The organism is Tumebacillus avium, from assembly GCF_002162355.1.
GTDB lineage: Bacteria > Bacillota > Bacilli > Tumebacillales > Tumebacillaceae > Tumebacillus_A > Tumebacillus_A avium.
The window spans coordinates 514,638-535,814 of the sequence record NZ_CP021434.1 but is presented as its reverse complement, the minus strand read 5'-3'; the positions used below and the strand labels follow the sequence as shown (position 1 = coordinate 535,814).

The following is a 21,177-nucleotide window of genomic DNA, read 5'->3' as shown; positions in this document are numbered from 1 at the left end:
CTTCCTCTTCCTCTTCCTCTGCATCACCCAAGATCACCCTAGCAAACGGAGGCTGTGTCATGCTGACCAGACAAAAAGCGATTCACCACCTCCTGACCCACCGGCTGCTGGAGGAAAAACACATAGTGAACGGCAACATCTCCGTGCTGGACGTGACGCGGCGCAATCTCAATTTTCAAGTGATCCGCGAACAGGGCCGCTCCTATCTGCTCAAAGCGGGCAAATCCGCCGAGGAAAAAGAGCTGACCGCACAGGAAGCGTTTCTCTACCGCTATTTTCAGCAAGGCGGCGGAAAGGACAGCGGCATGGAAGTGTACCTGCCGCGCTATTACAGCTACGACGACGCGGACGGCATTCTGGTCATCGAACTGCTGCGCGGGGCGTCCACTCTCGGTGATACTTTCTATCGCCAAAAAGGCCGTTTTCCGGTGCAGCTCGCCCGGGAAGCTGGCGATGCGCTGGGCCGCCTGCACTTGTGCCGGAACGGGCTCGATCTTCTGCCGAAAAGCGATCCTCCGTGGATCTTAAAACTGCACCAGCCTGCGCAAAGCATCTACCATGGCATCTCCTCGGCCAATCTGCGGCTGGTGAAAATCATGCAGCGCTTTCCCGCGTTTTGCGACGCGTTGGAGCTCTTGCATCGCGAATGGACGACCGATACTTTGATTCATCAAGACGTGAAATGGGACAACTTTCTGGTTGTGCCTGACGATAAAGATTTCATTGCACAAAAACGGCCAGCTCTGCGCCTGATCGACTGGGAACTGGCCGCATCGGGCGACTCCTGCTGGGATGTCGGCTCGATGTTCAGCTCCTTTTTAAGCGCCTGGCTGCATTCGATCCCGATCACCGGGGACACCCCGCCGGAACGGGCGCTGCAGCTGGCGAAACATCCGATTCACACCATGCATCCGGCCCTGCGTGCATTTTGGCAGGCGTACTGCAAGCGGATGGGGCTGACAGAAGCGGAACAGGACCGCAAGCTGATCCGTTCGGTGCGTTATGCGGCGGCACGGCTGGTGCTCTCCGCCTATGAGGCGATGCAGTCGTCGATCGAGCCGACCGGCAATATGATCTGCTTCCTGCAGATGAGCGCAAACATGCTGCAACGCCCGGAACAGGCGGCGGTGCAGGTGCTGGGAATTCCACGGAAAGCGGGGGCGGCGCGATGAACGCATACGAACTTCTGATTCGCGAGGCGGTGGCAGCGACCGAGATCTCCGCGTCCCGATTTACGCTGCAAGGCCATGCTTCCGATCCGCTGTCGAAACGGATTCGGAAAGAACTCACTTCGAAAACAGCACGAGATTATCTTCTTTACCAATTGAAGAACAGGCTCTATGCGCGCTTTTATTGCCCGGGTTCCTTGCAGTCTGAACGCAACGCGCCCGCGTATGGCGAAAGTTCGGCCGCTTTTGTGGAAACGCTGTCTGCCGCCAATGCAGGCAAGGGATTCTGGGAAGATGGCTGGGCGGTGCTGCAGCCTCGGGATGCGGAAGGGCGCATCGTCGTTGAGCAGCACGGGCTGCGCGTTCATGCCCGTTTGGAGCAAGCGATGCCAAGCGTTGACCTGCAGGCGGGGCAGACGATCAAGCTGCGTTTTCCCAAAGAGTTTCTCAGCCTCTCACCGGGCTTTTACATGGCGGTTGGCGACCGCGATCTGTTTGACCACGCCCACCAGCAAGTGGTGCGCCTGTACTGGAATTTGGTTCCGCAAGGTGCGCCGCAGCTGATGCAAACGCTCACCTCCGCGCTGAACGCAGCGGAGATTCCGTTTCGCCTGAAAGTGTTGAGTCGTCCGCACCTGTACGACCGCTGTGACGCCGGAGTGCTCTATGTGGACAAACGGGATTTTGCCGCCGTGATGGAACTGGTGAGCCGTTTGTACGCAGATCTTGCCCCATTTTTAAAATCGGCTGTGCCCGCGTTTACCAAAAAGCTGGCGAACGGCTTGGGCTGCTCGGAAGACCCGGGCGATCAGGAGAGCTTCGGCATGCACCGCTGCCGGTTGTTGGCCGAGGGGCTGTTGCTGGCGTTTGAACAGGGGAAGCTGACAGTTGATGAACGGATGCAGAGTGTGCGGGAGCGCTTTATGCAGGACGGGATTCGGCTTGACGCTCCGTATCTCAATCCGGGCGCAGAGGATATGTACAGGATGGACCGGGTCGACGTCTTGCTGCAGGTGGAAGCGCTGGAGCGGACGGAGGCGTTTGCACGTCAAGAAGGGTCACTGGAAAGGCAGGCACTGCTGGGCACCGCACAGGAGATCGCCGCGCAGTTGCTGGAGCAGGCTTTCCGCTCCGGCGGGCGTTGGACGTGGATGGGCGATGACGGGGAAGCGTTTGCCGGACAAGGTTCGAACTACCGCACACTCGGCAGCAACCTCTACAACGGCACGAGCGGGATCGGGCTGTTTTTGGCCGAGCTGTACCGGGTGACCGGCGATGTTGAGCTGCGGGAAGCCGCGCTGGGAGCGATCTCTCAGGCGCTGGCGAAGCGTCAGGAGATCGCGCCTGCGATGCGTTCTGGCTTGTACACCGGGTGGACGGGCATCGCGTATGCGGCTGCACGCGGCGGCTTGCTCTGCGAAGACGAAGAGCTCGTGGAACAGGCGCGGGAACTGCTGGCACGAACGGTTCGCCACCGTGCGGACAAAAGGGAATTTGACATCATCTCCGGCAGTGCGGGCGCTGTGACGGCACTGTTGTCACTCGGGGAGCTGCTGGAGGAGCCGGCACACCTCGACTTGGCGGTGCAGTTTGGCGAGCGTTTGCTGAAGATGGCCGACCGCACCGACGGGCTGTATTCCTGGCCGGACCCGCGCCAGTTGAGCCAGCGGCACCTGACCGGATTTTCACACGGTGCGGCCGGGGCGGCGTATGCGCTGCTGGAACTGTATCGGGCGACGGGGGAGGAGCGGTACTTGCAGGCTGCAGAAGGGGCGCTCGCTTATGAAGAGCGCTGCTTCGTGCCGGAGCGGAACAACTGGCCGGATTTTCGCGGCGTCACCGGACCTGCCAAGCGCGGGGAGACGCATTCCTGCGTTTCCTACTGGTGCCACGGCGCGCCGGGCATTGCGCTGAGCCGTCTGCATGCGTATGAGGTGACGGGCAACGCTTTGTACCGTGAGCAGGCGCTGACCGCTCTGCGCACGACCAAGCAGCACGTCGAACGCATGCTGCAAGAGGGGACGGGCAACTACTCGCTCTGCCACGGCCTGGCAGGCAATGCGGAAGTGCTCGTCTGGGGCGAGCAGGCTCTGGGTCGCGAGGTGTTCGCAGGCGTTCCGACCGCAGAAGCGGCGGCGCACAGCGGCATCGAGCGGTATGCCAAGCGCGGCCTGCCATGGCCGGGCGGCACGAACAGCGGCGGCCAGACGCCCGGGCTCTTGCTCGGCGATGCGGGGATCGGCCTGTTTTATTTGCGGCTGTATGATCCGCAGATCCCGTCCGTTTTGCTGCCCGGTAAAACGATAAAAAACAAGGAAATCCTGCTGCGTTAAAAACAGCAGGTTTTTTTGTTTTCTCTTTCTTGGAAAAATCTACTTGCAAATCTGGAAGATAAAGTAGGTCCGATTCTCCCATCTCGATCTGGACGCCGTTTTTTCCAAAATATTCTTGCACGGATACCGAATTTCCATTATGATATATTTGTAATTTGATTTAAGTGTTAAATCACATATCAAAGCGATTCTATTTTGGGAGGTATCATTGTGAAATTGTACATCAAATTATTAGCAACTGCCGCACTGCTAATGGTTGCAGCCACACAACCGGTGCAGGCTTCTGCGCTGGATGAAACGGCTACCCCGGCCCCACTGGAGACTTCGATCACGATAACCAATCATTTTGACGGATCTGACTATGTGAATGTCGCAGCAGACGCGGGAAGTGTGGTCAAAATTTATGATGCTGAAACAGGCGGCACGCTGCTTGCAGCAGGCAGCGTGTATTGGAGAGGCGCTACCCTTGAACTACCGCAGGGCTTCGGTGATCTGAGCAACGTATACGTGACACTGACACAGCCGGACAAAACGGAAAGTGCCCGCGTAGCGCGCGCGGTGACAACGATTCCTCCAGGCCCGGTCGCAGCAGACACAACGGCTGCTCATTATCTTGGAGATGTGGTCGAGGTTACGGTGTCCCATGTGCCGGCATATGCATTTGTCCAAATCGACCACCCCTTCAATCACGCGAATGAACTGGCGATCGGCCGCAACAACAGCAGTGTGGAAGGGACTGTCACCGTCTATCTGCCGGTGAATAAGGTAGACGGCCTGTCTCATCTCGACGTCCAATACCTCGTTTTAGGGGGGACAGGTGCGGCATCCAGCCCCTATGTATCTCTGGCCATCCCGACTGGAATCAATTCGCTGTCCCCGATCACGCTCAACGTAAACGACAAGATCACCGCAGGCGACCCGGTTGCCACACATTTTGCTTTGCAGGAGGCAGGCATCGAATTTGCCTATCATGAGTATGCAACTGCTTACCAAACAGGGCTTTCCAACGCCCGCACAGCAAGCGGCGCTTTGCTGAACCATGCGCAAATCCAAAGCATTGTCGATGCGGTGAACCAGCAAGCAACACTCTATGGCAGTTACTCCCTACCGGAAGGCGATCCGGGAGATCCGATTGGCGGGTAATTCAAACACAAAAGAAGGAAGCCACCCGCGCTGTTCAGTGTCAGGTGGCTTCCTTCATCTAAATAGAACTTATATCTTCTTTACAATGTTATTAAAAACAACTTGCCCAGCACGATCAACTAGGAATATTATGATAGTATACAACTTTTTCCCATTTTTCTTTTTCTTTTTCTTTCAAATCAACTATTGGAGGCTTCTGCATGAGAACCTTTTCGAAAGTATTCGCCAGCGCACTGCTCGTTACCACGTTCGCTGGATTAACTGCCACCATAGCATCTGCCAACTTCCTCGACTCCGGCAAGATCGCCCCGTGGGCATATGATGCGGTGCTGGAAGCCCGCAACAGCGGCATCATGCAAGGCGGCACCGACAACAACTTCCGTCCGCTCGATGCCATTACCCGTCAGGAAGCAGCTGCGATCCTCGTCAAGCTGCTGGAGCTGGACACGACCGCTTCCACCAAGATCACCTTCAGCGACGTGACAGCGAACGACTGGGGCTGGAAGCAGATCGAAGCGGTGAAACATGCGGGCGTGATGCTCGGCGACGGCGCTGTGTTCCGCCCGAATGACAAAATCACCCGCGAAGAGCTCGCCGTCCTGCTCGTCAAGGCAGCAGACATCGACCCGGCCGGACAAGCAGACGCCTTGACCGTAGCCGACCACAAGAAGATCTCCTCTTGGGCCAAAGCGTACGTCCAGACCGCGATCGAGAAAAAGCTCATGCGCGGCGACGGCACCAACTTCAACCCGCAAAGCCAAGCGACCCGCCAAGAGGTTGCCGTGATGGCTGCCAACTTTACCGCGCTGGTCGGCGCTCCTCAAGACCCGACTGCGCCGCAACCGGAACCGGGCACAACCCCTGAGCCGACCCAGCCGAGCACAGGCACCGGAACGGACACTCTGGAGGATCTCACCTCTCTAAATAACGTCATCCGCAACAGTCCGACGGCTCAACTGCTTGCCGCTTTGAAGGACGAGAGTTTCCAGCATCTCAGCTCCTTCGAACCGACCCAGGAGTTGTACATGGATGCATTGCTTAAAAAGCAGTACAGAGTCAACCGCGATCTGACCCGCGTCGAGATGCAGCAGACCATCGATGTGGTCAACGTGCTCACCATCGAAGAAGTGGTATCCTCCAACGACCCGGCCGGACTGATCGACGTGCTGAAAGATGCCGGCATCACCTACCCGCAAGCGGTGCTCGCCGACCTCTACATGCAGGGGATCGACGCGCTTCCGACTCCGAAGACCCTCGCAGACATCCAGCGAGTCGTCACGATCGTCAACACGGGCAATGCAGCACTGGTAACCGCGCTGACGAGTGCAAACGCTGCGCTCGATGCGGATGACGCCGCAGCGCTTCTGACTGCCTTGCAAGGGGTGCCGGGCTTGCCTTCGTTGCAAGCTGAAAACGCCGACTATTACCTCTCCGAACTGGCGATGGAACGGGAATTCAACCGCGGCTATGCACTGAACAAAAGCATCATCGCCCGCGTGATCGAAGCGACCAATCTGAGCGTGTCTTCCAACTAATAAACACCACCGGTTCCGCGCGAATCGGTGGTGTTTTTTTATGGGGATTTATCGTACAATCAACTCAGACTAAAGAATTGATAAGAAAGGGGAGCGAACCTTGGTTCTCACGTTTATCAGCAGTCTGTTCGTGAACATGTGCATTTTGATCTCGATGATCTTCCTCGCAGGCTCCGCTTCGATGGCGCGCAGATACAAGCCGTTTGCTCCTGATGCAGGCTTGTTGAGCCAGATCACCACCGGCGCTGTCGTCGGCGGCATCGGAGTGCTCCTCATGGCGTATTCGGTGCAGATCCCGCCGGTCATCGTTGACCTGCGCTACATCCCGGTCCTGCTGGCCGCCTTAATCGGTCGTCCGCTCACCGCGTTTTTCGCTGCAGCGATCGTGACCTTTTTCCGTCTGACCTTGTACCCGGTCACGGAGTCCTCGCTGTGGGCGTGTGCCGGATTGTTTTTCATGATTCTTTTCACGTTCTTGATCCGCAAAACCAGTCTAACCTTGATCCAAAAAGCGCTCTTGGCGAACCTGTTTGGAGCTCTTTATATATCGGTGCATTTTTATATGTTCGTGCTCAATCACACCCTGTATTGGTCGGTGATCATGCCCGCCTTCTGGATCGCTTCCTGGACAGCCCTGATCATCTCCGGCATGCTGATCCTGTTCCTGCGCCGCGTGAACGCGTCCGTTGCCGACCTGGAGGAGACGGCGAGCATCGACTTCCTCACCGGTTTGAACAACGCCCGTTCCTTTGATAAAGCGATCAACCTCACCGTGCAAAAAGCGACCGAGCAGCGTCAGTCGCTGGCGCTCCTTTTGATCGACATCGACTACTTCAAGCGCACCAACGACACCTACGGCCACCCCGCCGGAGATGCCGTCCTCGCCCAGCTCGGCCAAGTGCTCGCCGAGAGCTGCCGCGCGGTCGACATCATCTCCCGCAACGGCGGGGAAGAGTTCAGCGTGATCTTGCCCGGATGCGACCGTGCGCTGACGTCCCAGATCGCCGAGCGGATTCGTCGTGCGGTAGAGGAGCGACCCTTTGTGCTGCCAGATGGGATGCGTATCAACATCACCGTGTCAGTCGGCGTCTCCCAACTGCAAGGGAGTGGGCAGACGACCGAGCAGTTGATTAAGCAGGCGGATGAGGCGCTTTATCTCGCCAAACACGCTGGCCGCAATCAGGTGCAGTTTGCTGGATGAATACAGACATGATACTCCCTGTATGTAACAGGGAGTATTCTTCTATCTTGGAGGTTTTGAACATGATCAAAGTCAGGCGTGCGTTTTTTGTTATCCTAATATTCATCATACTCGGACAAACATGTGTCATCTATTGGCAGTATAAAGTTCATTCCGAGTACCAGTCGCAACGCCATGCTCAGTTGTTCAGTACAATCAGTCTCACGTTACTTGATATTGCCGCGTATAAGAAGACGGGGAATGTGCAAGCTCTTGCCCGTTTGGAGGCCGAAACGTTTGCCTTATCGCGTGAAGCGGATCTTTTAAACCAAGATATCAAAGACCCTTCACTTATTCCGGCATCCGGGTACCACCCTCCCAATGCTGCGATCGGCAGATTCCTCCTGTCAGGTGGCCCCGAGAGCGAGATGAAGCAATACCTGACTAAGTTGGAAGGAATTCTGCAAGGGTATCTCGATTCCCGCATCAGTTACAAGGAAAACAAGGACAACGCCTCCGACTTCCTAGACGTTTGGCGGGAAGTGGTAAGGTATACCACATCTTCCTAGCGTTTGAGTTAAGGGGGGGATAAGTTGAAGAGGAAATTTCTACTGGGATGTATGACGTTTTTGATTTTGGTAATAGTATCACTCGTTTTTACCGTCTATTACTTCTTCTATTCGATGAATCGGTTGCCTGAAGGAGAGTACTTGAGCCAAACGAATTCCCCGAACATGACATACACAATTGAGTTTTACTTGGTCAACGGTGGAGCAACGACTGATTTTAGTATCCGAGGAGAGCTTGTGACCGCTGAAACGAACGAGCGAGAAAATATCTATTGGGAGTACCGCAGGGAAGATGTAAAAGCAGTTTGGACCGACGAACATACCGTAGTCATAAACGGGCACAAACTGGATGTAAGGAAGGACAAGTACGATTGGCGAAAGGAAATGAACTAAAGGGGAGGTTAGCGTGTGAAACTTCTCAATCTATTCCATTGGGGTAGTCAAGCCACGATTTTGTACGACACAGAAAAAACACCTAGTTAGACCGCAAGCTGACGTCTGTATTCAACAGGCGTCAGCTTGTTGAATTTTCGTTGGCCACGCTCATGGTTGTAGAAGCGAATATACTGTTCAATTCTTCTTTGGGCCGCTTGCGCTCCTTTTAATCGACATCGACTACTTCAAGCGCATCAACGACACCTACGGCCACCCCGCCGGAGATGCCGTCCTCGCCCAATTCGGCATCTCGCCTGCTTGCCCTACAAAGAGCCAACTCCTGCTTGTGAATGCGGATTTGGCTCTTTTTTAAATTTGGCTAATTCCTCTATAGGACTTTGTCACCCCATGACGAAAAAGATAGTAGGCATTATTACCTATCTATACCTAATCATGGGAGGGACAAAAGGAATGGGTAAACGACTCAAACGGCAGGCGCTATCGGTCTTTATGATCGTGACGCTTGTCGTGACATCCCTGCTCCAGGGCTTTGCCACACCGGCCAGCGCTGCGGCAACGGGAGGCGAGTGGGACCCGCTGCTCGATTGGCTGCCGGAAAACGGCCAGACTTTCGACCCGGCCGGGGAGATCATGAGCTCCGCCGTCAGCGGACAAAACCACACCACCGGCGGCACGGGCAACACGCCGATCGTCGATGTGGCAGATCCTGCCCCGGTGACGCCGCAGGAGCCGGTCAACATCGCCACCGGGGCGTTGGTGCTGACCGAAACTGATTTTTCCTATACGTCATATGGGCCGAAGCTGGAAATCGCCCGCTCGTACACCAGTGACAAGACGGACAACGAGACGATGTTCGGCCACGGCTGGTCGATTCCGCAGGAGCGCCGTCTGCAGATCTTCGCTGATTTTGCGATGGCAGACCTGCAAGCGAACGGCACGACCGAATCGTACGTCTACACGAAAAACGATCCCGACATGATCGTCGAGACGTATGACGGCGATGATACGATCTGGTATCCGCTGCACCTCGGCAGCTATGCGGCGCAAGACGCCTCCAACAAAAAGGAGCTGGTCCGCCGCGGGCCGACCGACTATCTGCTCCGCGAACCGCTGGGCGGCACGAACTACGCGTTCCACGGCTACTACGCCAAGTGGCGCACCGACGCGCCGAAGACAGCAGGCAAACTGCTGCGCTACGCGGACAATGTAACCGGTCTGACCATGTTCATCGACTATGATGAGCAGGGCAGGATGAAGAAACTGCAAGGCAACACCCGCCCCTATCTGGCGTTTGGCTACCAGGGCGCTTCGTCCCTCGTCTACAGCGTCACCGATCTCGGCGGACTGGTTTACTATTATGGCTATGACTCCAATGAAAACTTAACGAAAGTCACCCGTCCGGACGGCTCGAAGGTGGAATACACCTACGATGGCAGCCACCGCATCACCTCGCGTGCGGAAAACGGCGTGGCGACCTATTTCGAATACAGCGGCGGCAAAGTCTCCGCGATCAAAGATGCGAAAAAACGCACGATCTACGCTTACGCCTATGCAGGCAACCAAGTGACCCGCACCGATTTTGACGGACATCGCACCCTCTACACAATTGGCGCGAACAAGAAAATCACGCAAAAAGTCGATCCGGACGGCACAACCACGTCCTACGCGTACAACGCGGACGGCAAAGTCACGTCGCTGACGACGCCCAAAGGCACCACGACGATGGAATACGATGCGAAAGGCAACATGACCCGCCGCGTCGAGCCGATGGGACGCGAAACGCGCATCCAGTACCACGCGGTGTTTGACAAGCCGACCCGCGTCGAACAGCCGGGCGGAGTTTGGGAATACACCTACACCGACCGTGGCGCTGTGCAGTCGGTCAAAGAGCCGAGCGGCAAAGTCACGACCAACGAAGTGTCGTGGTTCTGGCAGGTTGTCTTGTCCCGCACAGACAACGCCAACCGCGTGTCGACATTTGACTACAACGACTATGCAGAACTGTCCGACATGACCGATCCCAAAGGGCAAGTCACCACCTTCCAGTACGACAACTCCAACCGTCTGAAGGAAGTGAAATACCCGGGCGGCAAAAGCTTAACCATGGAGTATCAAGGCGGCAACCTCAAGCCTTCTGTCACCACCGGCCCGATGGGGCTGAAGACGCGGGCCGAGTATGACAAAGGCCGCCTGGTCCGTGAGTACGATGAGCAAAACAACCTCATCGAGTACGAATACAACGACTTGGGTCAACTGGCGAGAAAAATCGAACCGGGCGACCGCACCACCGCTTACACCTATACGCCGCTGGGGCAATTGGCTTCGGCCACCTATCCGGGCGGACGCACCGTCACCTACAAATGGGATGAAAACGGTCGCCTGGAAAGCAAATCCGGCACCGGCGTCATCGCCACCACTTATGAGTATGACATCTACGGCAACGTCGCCGCGCTCACCACGCCCAAAGGCACCACGCGCTACGAGCGTGACGCGCTGGGCCGCGTGACCAAAGAGATCAACCCGCTGCAGCAGGAGACGAAATACGCCTACAACGCGGCAGGTCTCGTGGAGACGGTCACCGATGCCAAGAACCAAAGCGTTTCCTTCACTTATGACGCCGACGGCCAGGTGCTGACCAAGAAAGACCAGGCCGGCCGCACCGAGACCTACACCTACGACGACCTCGGCAACCCGCTGACCGTCACCGATGCCGAAGGGCGCGTGACCAGCTACAAATACAACGTCATCGGGCAGCTGGAGTCGGTCACCGACCCGCTGAACCGCACCACGACATACACGTATGATGTGACGGGGAACAAGACCTCCGAGACGTTTGGCGGCTTAACCACCCGTTACGAATACGACGAAGCCGGCCGAATGAAAAAGCAGATCAACCAAGCCGGCGGCGAGACCGAGTATGCCTATGACAAAAAAGGGCAGCTGCTCTCGACCAAAGACCCGCGCGGGAAGACGACGACCTACACCTATAACCCGTCCGGGCAGATCCTCACGCAAAAAGATCCGCTGGGCAACGTCTATACCTTTAGCTACGACGATGCCGGGCGTCTCTCCGGCGTGGAAGATCCGAAAGGGCACAAGGTCACCTACAACTACGACCTGACCGCCCGCACCACCGAAGTGGTCAAAGACGAGAACCTGAAAGTGCGCTACCAATACGATGCAGCGGGCAATCTGGTGTCGTTCACCAACTCCCGCAATCACGAGACGCGCTATGAATACGACGCAGCCAACCGCCTGACCAAGACGGTCACGCCGGACGGCGAGATCGCGTTTGCTTACGACGCGCTGGGTCAGCTCACCTCGGAAACCGACCTCCTCAAACACACCACGCGCTACACGTACGATGCGCTGGGCCGCGTTTTGACGGTGACCGACAAAGCAAACGGCGTCACCACCTACACGTATGACCCGCAAGGCCGCTTTACCGAAGTTCGCTTGCCCAACGGCGCGACCGAACGCACCGAGTACAATTTGGTCGGGCAAGTCATGCTGCAGAAAGACGCGGGCAACGGCGAGACGAAATTTGAGTATGACACGCTGGGCCGTCTGACCAAAAAGACCAACCCGCGCGGCCATTTTGCCCAGTACCAGTACGACGCGCTGGGCCGTCTGACCGAAGTGACCGATCCGAAAGGCTACAAGACGGCGCTGACGTATGACAAGAACGGCAACCTGCTCACCCGCACCAACGAGCTGGAGCAGACGTGGAGCTACGTCTATGACGATGCCAACCGTCTGACCGCGGTGAAAAATCCGCTCAACCAGCAGACGACGTATGAATACGACAAGAACAGCAACCTCACCCGCATCGTCGACGTGATGAACCGCGAGACGAAGCTGGCGTATGACAAGCTGAACCGCCTGACCGCAACGACCGACACGGGCGGTTTTACCACCAGCTACGAGTACGACGGGGAAAACAACCTGCTGCGCGAGATCGACCATGACGGGGTGGCCAAAGAGTACACCTACGATGCGTCCAACCGCGAAGTGGCAGTGAAAGACCGCGAAGGCAAGGTCACCACCACCTCCTATGACGCCATGGGCAACGTGACAGGCATGGTCGATGCCAACGGCGTGGCAACGTCCTACGCGTATGATGCACTGGGTCGCCTGACCACCGTCACCGATGCGAAAAAAGGCGTCACCGCCTACCGCTACGACGCGATGGGCAACCAGACCGAGCAGATCGACCCGCTCGGCCAGACCACCGTCTGGACGTACGATGCGATGTCGAACGTCACGTCTGAAAAAGACGGTGAAAACGGCATCACCCGTTTTGAGTATGACAAAATGGGCAACCAGACGGCCCGCATCGACGCGCTCGGCAAGCGTACCGAGTATGTGTACGATGAGCGCCAACTGCTGACTCAGATTCAAAACCAAGGCGAGACGCCGTCCGTCTTCGAATACGACGAGATCGGCCGCCTGACCCGCGCGAAAAACGGCGGGCTGGAAGAACTTTACGCGTATGACCAGCTCAACCGCATCACCGCAGTCACCAACCCGCAACTGAGCAAAACGGTTGCGTACGAGTATGACGCAGTTGGCAACCGCACGAAGCTCACCGACCCGGAAGGACGCGTCATCGCCTACACCTACGACTCGCGCAGCCAGATCCAGTCGATGACCGACCCGGAAGGCCTGGTCACCTCGTATACGTACGACCCGTACGGCCAGGTGACGGAGATCAAAGGCGGCGACCAGACGGTCACCTCCTACACCTACGACCACAACCGCCGTCCGACCAAGATCCACACGAAGACGACGACCGGCGTGCTGTCGACGTTCAACTACACCTACGACGGTCTCGGCAACATCCTGACCCAGACCGAAGAAGACGGCGCGGTGACCCAGTTCACCTATGACGAGCTGAACCGCGTAGTCGAAGCGCTTTACCCGATCGAAAAAATCAAAACCATTCGCAACACCTACTACACCCCGCCGCTGAGCAAGCTCTTCCCGGACGGCGCAGACGGTTCCGGCGATGTCGACACCGCGGCCCCAACCGTCCCGCAAGCAGCCAAAAGCGGCAACAACGCCGGCAACGGTGAAGTCAAAACCCCCGGCGGCGGCAACGGTAACGGCGGCGGAAACGGCAATTCCGGCGGCAAACCCGACACGCCGGGCAATGGCAACGGAAAAGGCAACGGCAACGGCGGCGACAAAAATCCGAACAGCAACGGCAACGGCCACGCGTACGGCAAAAACAAGCGCACCGGCACGGACATCAGCGATTACTCGCCGCAGATCCTGCAGGAGCTGGGCTATCCGGCCAACTACGTCCCGGAAGACCCGGACTTCTTCCTGAACCCGGTCGAGCGCGTCACCTACACCTACGACGCAGCGGGCAACCGCACCAGCATGACCGACGACTACGGCCTTGTCACCTACAGCTACGACAAAGCCAACCGCCTGACCGACGTCGACGGTGACAGCTACACCTACGACGCCAACGGCAACCTGACTTCGAAAATGACCGCGTACGGCCAAGTCAGCTACAAATACAACGCGGACAACCTGCTCACCGAAGTCAACTACCCGGATCAGACGTACGTCCACTACGACTACGATGCATTCGGCCGCAAAGTGTCCCGCGAAGAGCAGTACTACGACCTGAACGGCCCCGGCGCCTCGATGGGCCAAGGCGGTACAGGCACGGCTGCCGGCGGAGCTGACAACAACGGCAACGCCTACGGACATGACAAAAACCCCAACCCGGGCAACGGCAAAGGCAACGCCAACGGCCGTGGCAACGGAAATGGGAACAACGGCAACAGCAACGGAAGTGGCACCACCGCAGGCACAGGCGGTGTCATCAAGAACTACCACCTCAAGCAAGAGTTGACCAATTACCTCTACGACGGCAACAACCTGCTCAGCGAATACAACGGTGCGACCGGCGAAACGTTCGCCCAGTACTACCGTGGTGCGGATGACCAAGTCGTCTCCCGCATGATGTTTGGCTTCCAAGGCCGCAAAGAGCAAGGTTACCTCGGCAACCTGCGCGACCGTGGGCACCATCTGTTCTACCACTATGACGGCATGGGCAACGTCACCGACCTGACCGACTACCTCGGCAGCGAAGTGCTCAAGTACCGCTACGATGCGTTCGGCGGCGTGTTCACTCAATTGTGGACGCCGTACAACCAAGTCGGTCTAACCGGCAAAAGCTACGACATCAAAGCCAGCCTGATGGATTACAGCGCCCGCTGGTACAGCCCGTCTGTCGGACGTTTCACGACGCAAGACAGCTGGACGGGTCTCGGCGATCTCCCGCAGACGCTGAACCGTTATGCGTACGCCCTGAACAACCCGATCAACATCACCGACCCAAGCGGCCATGCGCCGTGCTACGAAGACGACAACGGCGACCTCCGCTGCGGCTACTCCCCCAACCCCGACGACTGGGGCAACCGCGGAGGCGGCGGTGGTACAGGCAGTAACGACGACGGCTGGTATCCTCCAGACCCGCTCCCGCCGCCCAACCCGGACGAAGTAGAACCGCCGCCGCTCCCGGCGTGGATGAACAAAGATGGTCGTATCGCGTCCCTGCTCGAGAAGGCAGGTATATCACCTCAACAGATGTCGATCATTCTCCAACTGCTATCTGCAGGTGTAGATTCGATCCCAGTCTTAGGCAACATCAAGTCTGCCATCGAAGCGATCACTGGTTACGACATCATCACCGGTGAAAAGCTCGGCTTCTGGGAACGCGCCGCCTCCGGCGTCACAGCCCTCATCCCAGGCGGAGGAGCCTTAAAGAACGCACTCTCAGCCGGCATGAAGTCAGCCAAAGCCCTCGACAAAGCGGTCAACCTCGAACGAAGGACCAAGGATGCCGCCTTGCTGGGCAAGACGTGTAACTGTTTCCCAGAAGGAACCCTAGTCGAGACCGAAGACGGCCCCAAACCGATCGAAGAGATCCAAACGGGAGACAAGGTTCTCGCCAAAGACGAAGTCACCGGAGAAGTCGCTTACCAATCAGTAGAAGGTACTTTCAGCCGCGTTGCAGAAGAAGTCTATACCATCACCTTCGACAACCAAACCGTCGAAGCCACCGACGACCACCCCTTCTACGTCCACAACAAAGGCTGGGTACGCACCGTCAACCTCCAGCCAGGGGACCAACTGGAAACCGCTTCTGGTATGCTGCTGGAGATTCGGAAGATTGAGGTTGAAAAGAAACAGACCAAAGTCTATAACTTCAGCGTAGAGAACTTCCATTCGTATTTTGTCTCGGATTTGAAAATCTGGGTGCATAATGAAAAATGCGATCTTCTAAGTAGAAATGCAGCCTTTCGTGCAGCAAAAAGAGATGCAGATATACCAAATGGACAACAACCGCAAGCGGTAACACGAGAGGAAATGCGTACTGCTGAATATGAGGGTGGGCATGTTATCAAGGATAAAAATGGGGGCATCATTGAAACCAGAGAATATCATTTTACAAATACGAAAGGAGAAAAAATAGTTATTCAAGATCATGGGGCTGGACATGAAAAAGGTGGTCAAGGGCCGCACTTTAATGTTAGACCAGCAGGTGATACTCGTACGGGTAAAGTTGCAGGTACAAAGGAACACTATCCATTTAAAAAGTAAAGGGGTGATGTTATGTGGTGTGAATTTTTACAAAGAAATAAATTTTTATCAAGCCTATATGCAGGAGAAGTCCCAAAACTTTTAAATGTAAGGATGGCTGAGATCAAACTTTCGGACGATGGGAGGAAGTTTACAGTCTTCTTCAACATGCCGAGGTTTGCTGATATTCCACCGTCCAAGTGGATCAGTTTAGGTTATAATACAGTTTTTGTGGAACTTGCATTTGTTGACATCACGGAAATTATGATTAAATCATCGGGGGGAAAGTACCGCGGGAATATAGAAATTCAGAAAAATGAAGATGGCAAATTCGAAGTTTGTATAAGTGGCACTGTAGAGATAAATCTAACTGCGGATTTTGGGATTGTAAAAGAGGTTACCGGATATATTAGTGAAACACCTGAATAGTAATCTATATCAGTAAATAAATTAAAACCTTGAGAGGCTATCTGCTTCTCAAGGTTTTTCTAAACCTTTGAGGTCGAAAATAAAATGGCCATAGCCTATAACTACGGTGTAAAGATTTCAAGAGAACTCAGCAAATGTCCATCGATGGTGACTCCCTAGTCACAGAGTACGACTTTGCGAACTACAAATACAACGCGGACAACCTGCTCACCGAAGTCAACTACCCGGATCAGACGTACGTCCACTACGACTACGATGCATTTGGCCGCAAAGTGTCCCGCGAAGAGCAGTACTACGACCTGAACGGCCCCGGCGCCTCGATGGGCCAAGGCGGCACAGGCACCGCAACCGGCGGAGCTGGCAACAAAGGCAACGCCTACGGACACGACAAAAATCCCAACCCGGGCAACGGCAAAGGCAACGCCAACGGAAATGGGAACAACAGCAATGCAAGTGGCACCACCGCAGGCACAGGCGGTGTCATCAAGAACTACCACCTCAAGCAAGAGTTGACCAATTACCTCTACGACGGCAACAACCTGCCCAGCGAATACAACGGTGCGACCGGCGAGACATTTGCCCAGTATTACCGTGGTGCGGATGACCAAGTCGTCTCCCGCATGATGTTTGGCTTCCAAGGCCGCAAAGAGCAAGGCTACCTCGGCAACCTGCGCGACCGCGGGCACCACCTGTTCTACCACTATGACGGCATGGGCAATGTCACCGACCTGACCGACTACCTCGGCAGCGAAGTGCTCAAGTACCGCTACGATGCGTTCGCCGGCGTGTTCACCCAGCTCTGGACGCCGTACAACCAAGTCGGTCTGACCGGCAAAAGCTACGATATCAAAGCAAGTCTCATGGACTACAGCGCCCGCTGGTACAGCCCGTCTGTCGGGCGTTTCACGACACAAGACAGCTGGACAGGTCTTGGGGATCTCCCGCAGACGCTGAACCGTTATGCGTACGCCCTGAACAACCCGATCAACATCACCGACCCAAGCGGCCATGCGCCGTGCTACGAAGACGACAACGGCGACCTCCGCTGCGGCTACTCCCCCAACCCCGACGACTGGGGCAACCGCGGAGGCGGCGGTGGTACAGGCAGCAACGACGACGGCTGGTATCCTCCAGACCCGCTCCCGCCGCCCAATCCGGACGAAGTAGAACCGCCGCCGCTCCCGCCGTGGATGAACAAAGACGGTCGTATCGCGTCTCTGCTCGAGAAGGCAGGTATATCACCACAACAGATGTCGATCATTCTCCAACTGCTATCCGCAGGTGTAGATTCGATCCCGGTCTTAGGCAACATCAAGTCTGCCATCGAAGCGATCACTGGTTACGACATCATCACCGGTGAAAAGCTCGGCTTCTGGGAACGCGCCGCCTCCGGCGTCACAGCCCTCATCCCAGGCGGAGGAGCCTTAAAGAACGCACTCTCAGCCGGCATGAAGTCAGCCAAAGCCCTCGACAAAGCGGTGAGTCTGGAGCGGAAACTAGTCGACGTCCCAATGGGCTGCGGCAACTGTTTCACCGCCGGCACCCTGATCGAGACGGAGAACGGCCAAAAGCCGATCGAAGAGATCGAGGTCGGCGAGAAAGTCCTATCCAAAGACGACGCCACCGGAGCCGTCGCATACAAAGAAGTCAACGGCACCTTCCAAAGAGATGCCGAAGAGATATATACTATCCAAGTAGGCACAGAAACGCTGACCACCACCGGCGAGCACCCCTTCTACGTCCACAACCACGGCTGGGTGCGTACCAAGAACCTCAAGGTCGGTGACCAACTCGATACTGCATTAGGCATGACCCTTGAAGTCCAAGACATCCAAGTGAAGCAAGAAACCACTCGGGTCTATAACTTCAGCGTGACGGACTACCATTCGTATTTCGTGTCTGATCTGAAGGTCTGGACGCATAATACTGGTGTTTGTTCAATCGAGGCGCTTAAGTACAAGGAATATGTTCGTGATGTTGAGAATAACACTGGTACTGCGATAGGTTCTGAGCAAAGGAAGTTACTAAAGGAATCGTTACAGTCTAGCAACTACACTAAGTTAACCCAAGAAGAGCAACTTATCCATAGGCAAGACTTCAATAATAAAAGAAGTGAGATCATAGCAGATTGGGAACAAAACACAGGACAAAAATGGCCAACTTATACTCAACATGTGTTATCAAAAAACGGTAAGACTTTGAGAAAAGCAGGAGATAACTACGATGCCCACCATATCATTGAAAGTAGTTTTGGTGGACCAAATGAGTGGTGGAATATGCATCCAGCAGCTTTTCCAAATGAACATCAAGGTGGAATTCATAGATCAGGTGGTGTAATAAGAGAAATATTCAAATAGGAGGTCGAGAGTTTTATGGCTGATTTTTCCTTCCTCAAAAAATACGTCCTGAACGAGAAAGAAGACAACCCCAGCCAGTGGAAACATTCTTTTTACAGTTTACAAGAATCTGAAGTTCTTGAAGCTGAATCAAGAATTTCTCGGGTTTTCCCTGGGGAATTACGATCATTTTACCTAGAAATAGGTTATGGGTTTTTATGTAATCAAAGCAAACAAGGTTTTAATAGGCTCATGGATCCAATGAGTGTTGCTGATTTTAGACTCGGGGAAGACATTTATGAATTTGATCCAGATCGTGAACTTTACGATAATGTAAATTCAATTATATTTTTCGAGGTTTCGGAAGGGACATATTTAACAATGGATTTAAGCCAAGAAGAAGATAATAGCGATTGCAAAATTTATTACTTTGGGAAAGTAATCGCTAACAACTTAGAAGAATTTCTAAGACGCATGGATACAGAGCCGAACTACTTTATTTAGATGAAAGGCCTGATGAGTTATTAACTACTCATCAGGCCTTTTACTAATGCACCCCTCGTTAGTATTGATGTAGGCTCTTTGATCAAGAGCCTATACTAATTTGTCCGGGTATAGTAACTAGAGAGCATAATTAATGCGGAAATAATAATGGTACTGGCAATAGCGGCGACAGCAATGGAAGAGGCAGCGCTATCGGCACAGGGCGGTGTGATTAAGAACTAACTCCTGTTTTCAGAGTTTTCTAATTACCTCTACGACGGTAACAACCTGCTCAGCGAGTACAACGGTGCGACCGGCGAGACATTTGCCCAGTACTACCGTGGTGCGGATGACCAAGTCGTCTCCCGCATGATGTTTGGCTTCCAAGGCCGCAAAGAGCAAGGGTACCTCGGCAACCTGCGCGACCGCGGGCACCACCTGTTCTACCACTATGACGGCATGGGCAACGTCACCGACCTGACCGACTACCTCGGCAGCGAAGTGCTGAAGTACCGCTACGATGCGTTCGGCGGCGTGTTCACCCAATTGTGGACGCCGTACAACCAAGTCGGTCTGACCGGCAAAAGCTACGACATCAAAGCCAGCCTGATGGACTACAGCGCCCGCTGGTACAGCCCGTCTGTCGGCCGTTTCACGACGCAAGACAGCTGGACGGGTCTCGGCGATCTCCCGCAGACGCTGAACCGTTATGCGTATGCACTGAACAACCCGATCAACATCACCGACCCAAGCGGACATGCGCCGTGCTACGAAGACGACAACGGCGACCTCCGCTGCGGCTACTCCCCCAACCCCGACGACTGGGGCAACCGCGGAGGCGGCGGTGGAGCAGGCAGCAACGATGATGGCTGGTACCCGCCACCACCGCCGCCCCCGCCGAACCCGGACGAAGTAGAGCCGCCGCCGCTACCGCCGTGGATGAACAAAGACGGCCGCATCGCGACCCTGCTCGAAAAGGCAGGCATGTCACCAGCAGAGATAACGACGATGTTCCAACTCATCGCGATGGGCGTCGACTCCATACCGGTCTTAGGCAACATCAAGTCTGCCGTCGAAGCGATCACCGGCTACGACCTGATTACAGGTGAAAAGCTCGGCTTCTGGGATCGAGTCACCTCCGGCGTCACCGCCGTCATCCCAGGCGGAGGAGCGCTGAAAGTTGGCCTCGCCGCAGGTGTGGCAGCCGCCACCGCAATAAAAGTCGCCAAAGTCGCGAAGAAGACGTGTAACTGTTTCCCAGAAGGAACCCTCGTCGAGACCGAAGAAGGACCCAAGCCGATCGAAGAGATTCAAACGGGAGACAAAGTCCTCGCCAAAGACGAAGTCACCGGAGAAGTCGCCTACCAATCAGTAGAAGGTACTTTCAGCCGCGTTGCAGAAGAAGTCTATACCATCACCTTCGACAACCAAACCGTTGAAGCCACCGACGACCACCCCTTCTACGTCAACAACAAAGGCTGGTTCCGCACCGTCAACCTCCAGCCCGGCGACCAACTGGAAACCGCCTCGGGCATGTTGCTGGAGATTCAGAAGATTGAGGTTGAGAAGAAACAGACCAAAGTCTACAACTTCAGCGTAGAGAAATTCCATTCGTACTTTGTGTCGGATTTGAAGATTTGGGTGCATAATGAGGTTTGTGAGATTAAGGGGACTGGCCAAGTTTTAACTACCTTGAAAGGTACAAATGAAAAAGGACAAGTTACTTCTCGCGGTGGCTTTAGAAAGGGAACGGTACGAGAAGCGTGGGATAATGCTAAACCAGGACCTAATGGTGGAAAATTATGTCCTACCTGTAACAAAGAAGTGACTGTAAAACCTTTTTCAGGCCAAGACCGTGATTGGGATATCAATCATACCCCACCTTGGACAAAACGCGAGTTTCCAGCGGATGTCACTCGGAAGGAAGTCTTGGACAACTACCAGGATGGCGTTGATCTCGAGTGTCCTTCTTGCAATAGAAGTGCAGGGAATAGGAGGTAAG

General features: G+C 55.2%; 13 protein-coding genes and 1 pseudogene. 13 read left to right on the top strand and 1 reads right to left on the bottom strand.

From position 1 onward, the window contains the following. Positions 1-59: 59 nt before the first annotated feature. From CBW65_RS02705 to CBW65_RS02675, 7 genes are all read left to right on the top strand, one after another. Complete coding sequence (locus tag CBW65_RS02705; protein ID WP_087455474.1) at positions 60-1,172, top strand: phosphotransferase family protein; 1,113 nt, start codon at positions 60-62, stop codon at positions 1,170-1,172. Beyond that, the gene (locus CBW65_RS02700) at positions 1,169-3,502 is read left to right on the top strand and encodes a lanthionine synthetase LanC family protein (protein WP_087455473.1); all 2,334 of its coding nucleotides are present in this window, start codon (positions 1,169-1,171) and stop codon (positions 3,500-3,502) included. Before CBW65_RS02705 ends, CBW65_RS02700 begins: the two co-directional genes overlap by 4 nt. Positions 3,503-3,712: 210 nt before the next feature. Beyond that, positions 3,713-4,645 (top strand): hypothetical protein, encoded by a 933-nt coding sequence (locus CBW65_RS02695; RefSeq protein ID WP_087455472.1) that lies wholly within the window; start codon positions 3,713-3,715, stop codon positions 4,643-4,645. A 200-nt stretch (positions 4,646-4,845) separates the two neighbouring features. Continuing rightward, entirely contained in the window at positions 4,846-6,180 is a 1,335-nt protein-coding gene (locus CBW65_RS02690; protein WP_087455471.1) for an S-layer homology domain-containing protein, read from the top strand. A gap of 100 nt (positions 6,181-6,280) precedes the next feature. Continuing rightward, on the top strand, positions 6,281-7,381 hold the full coding sequence (locus CBW65_RS02685; RefSeq protein WP_087455470.1) for a diguanylate cyclase: 1,101 nt from the start codon (positions 6,281-6,283) through the stop codon (positions 7,379-7,381). A 62-nt stretch (positions 7,382-7,443) separates the two neighbouring features. Next, complete coding sequence (locus tag CBW65_RS02680; RefSeq protein ID WP_087455469.1) at positions 7,444-7,929, top strand: hypothetical protein; 486 nt, start codon at positions 7,444-7,446, stop codon at positions 7,927-7,929. A gap of 24 nt (positions 7,930-7,953) precedes the next feature. Further along, positions 7,954-8,322, top strand: coding sequence for a DUF5412 domain-containing protein (locus CBW65_RS02675; protein ID WP_087455468.1), 369 nt, complete (start codon positions 7,954-7,956; stop codon positions 8,320-8,322). An 86-nt stretch (positions 8,323-8,408) separates the two neighbouring features. Here the strand turns inward: CBW65_RS02675 and CBW65_RS24705 are convergent, their stop codons facing one another. Next, a complete protein-coding gene (locus CBW65_RS24705) occupies positions 8,409-8,492 on the bottom strand; it encodes an IS3 family transposase (RefSeq protein ID WP_232463503.1) in 84 nt (27 codons plus the stop codon). Between the two features lie 26 nt (positions 8,493-8,518). Between CBW65_RS24705 and CBW65_RS24700 the strand changes: the two are divergent. The 6 genes and pseudogenes from CBW65_RS24700 to CBW65_RS02585 all read left to right on the top strand — a co-directional run. Continuing rightward, positions 8,519-8,611 (top strand): annotated as a pseudogene (locus CBW65_RS24700) (diguanylate cyclase); the annotation flags it as partial. Positions 8,612-8,775: 164 nt separating this feature from the next. Beyond that, on the top strand, positions 8,776-15,948 hold the full coding sequence (locus CBW65_RS24025) for a polymorphic toxin-type HINT domain-containing protein (protein WP_198299734.1): 7,173 nt from the start codon (positions 8,776-8,778) through the stop codon (positions 15,946-15,948). Positions 15,949-15,960: 12 nt separating this feature from the next. Then, a complete protein-coding gene (locus CBW65_RS02600) occupies positions 15,961-16,356 on the top strand; it encodes an Imm50 family immunity protein (RefSeq protein ID WP_087455467.1) in 396 nt (131 codons plus the stop codon). A gap of 134 nt (positions 16,357-16,490) precedes the next feature. Then, positions 16,491-18,713, top strand: coding sequence for a polymorphic toxin-type HINT domain-containing protein (locus CBW65_RS02595; RefSeq protein ID WP_087455466.1), 2,223 nt, complete (start codon positions 16,491-16,493; stop codon positions 18,711-18,713). A gap of 15 nt (positions 18,714-18,728) precedes the next feature. Then, positions 18,729-19,196 (top strand): SMI1/KNR4 family protein, encoded by a 468-nt coding sequence (locus CBW65_RS02590; protein WP_087455465.1) that lies wholly within the window; start codon positions 18,729-18,731, stop codon positions 19,194-19,196. 348 nt (positions 19,197-19,544) lie between these two features. Further along, entirely contained in the window at positions 19,545-21,176 is a 1,632-nt protein-coding gene (locus CBW65_RS02585) for a polymorphic toxin-type HINT domain-containing protein (RefSeq protein WP_087455464.1), read from the top strand. Position 21,177: the final 1 nt, after the last annotated feature.